Genomic DNA, 1,415 nt, shown 5'->3' on the forward strand with positions numbered 1-1,415 from the left:
CGGTACTGTTCGCGAACCGCCGAGTCCTCGACAACAGCGGGGTCGCTCAGTCTCTGGTTGAACAGCACACTGCCGCGACCGAGTTCACGAGGGGTACACCGGATACGGCTGCCGTCCACGCCGCATCAGTGATCGGTTCCGGCGTGAGCGAGGGCCTCGCGAGAGCCGCTATGGAGTCCGAGGCGTCGGACTTCTTTTCGGATCCGCACGCGATCACTGACCAAGCCGCGACGATGGGTGAATTCGTCGTGAACGTCGGCAACATCGAGGAACCGGTCGCGACTGAGAACCTCTTTGCGTTCGATCCCTACGATACCACTCGGGAATGAGCACGCATACCGATACTAGATCCGACACGCTGGGTACCCAGGGCTTCGAGAGTGACCTTCGATGGTACCTTCGCGGACTGGGCGGACTTGCCGTGTTCCTCCTCGTCTGGTGGGTCGGCGCAATGGTGACTCAACCGTCGTACTTGGTGCCAAGCCCGCTCGACTCGGTCCGCGCGTTCGTCGATTTGTTCGCGACCACAACCTCGATCGTCGTCCCCATCTCGGGATCAAATTTGGTGCTACCGACTGGACTTGCGCACCTCACAGAGACATTGTTCCACTACGTTCCCGGCCTTCTCCTCGGAGCTAGTTGTGGTATCGGACTCGGGTTGCTAATGGGCTGGAACGGCACGTTCGACGACTGGTTACGCCCGCTTATGGATGCTGACCCGGGAACCGTACAGTCGACAGTCGCGATCGACGTAGAGCGCCCACGCGAACGGACAGCACACGAATTCGTCGAGTACGTTGTACAGATCCGGGCCGAACTTGGGGAGCCTCGTCCGCACTAGTCGCTGATATCCTGCCAGAACAGAGTTATTAAAAATATTTTCTATATCGTTATCTCTATTATCTCTGAGTTATTTCTTAATATATGCCAATCGTGAGCTCTTCGATGACGGAGCAACTCCGCGAGGACCTCGACAGTTTCGCGGAAGAACACGGATATACTGGTCGAAGCGAGGTGATTCGAGAGGCATGTCAGTCACTACTCGATGAGTATCAGCAGACCGAATACGAAGGACAGACTGTTCTTGGGACGGTTACTGCTGTTTTCGCATACGATACGCCGGAAGTCGAACGTCGGATGATGGACATTCGACACGATTTTGAGGATTCGATCAGGTCGAATTCACACAACTGTCTCACGGACAAGACGGGCTGTGTCGAAACGTTCGTACTCGAAAGTGAGTACGACGTTCTCCTGTCTTTCATTGCCACTGTACGAGGGACTGAAGAACACGTATCAGTCGAATATACGGCAGTTCCGGTCGAACAGACAGATCCAGACGCGAGTCAGACGGTCGAGACGTGAAATGTGAGTACGATACCCTCTGATAACATCTTTTAATATCCTATCTATAT

2 protein-coding genes and 1 pseudogene are annotated in these 1,415 nt (G+C 54.7%); all 3 read left to right on the forward strand.

Going from position 1 to position 1,415, the window contains the following annotated elements; genetic code table 11:
• Positions 1-329 (forward strand): annotated as a pseudogene (locus U4E84_RS17355) (nitrate ABC transporter substrate-binding protein); the annotation flags it as partial.
• Positions 326-841 (forward strand): hypothetical protein, encoded by a 516-nt coding sequence (locus U4E84_RS17360; RefSeq protein ID WP_322533345.1) that lies wholly within the window; start codon positions 326-328, stop codon positions 839-841. The pseudogene U4E84_RS17355 and the gene U4E84_RS17360, both read left to right, overlap by 4 nt.
• Before the next feature lie 104 nt (positions 842-945).
• Positions 946-1,365 carry a nickel-responsive transcriptional regulator NikR gene (locus U4E84_RS17365; RefSeq protein ID WP_322533346.1) on the forward strand — a complete coding sequence of 140 codons (420 nt, stop codon included), beginning with the start codon at positions 946-948 and terminating at the stop codon, positions 1,363-1,365.
• Positions 1,366-1,415 lie beyond the last annotated feature (50 nt).

The organism is Halorubrum sp. AD140, from assembly GCF_034497445.1.
Lineage (GTDB): Archaea > Halobacteriota > Halobacteria > Halobacteriales > Haloferacaceae > Halorubrum.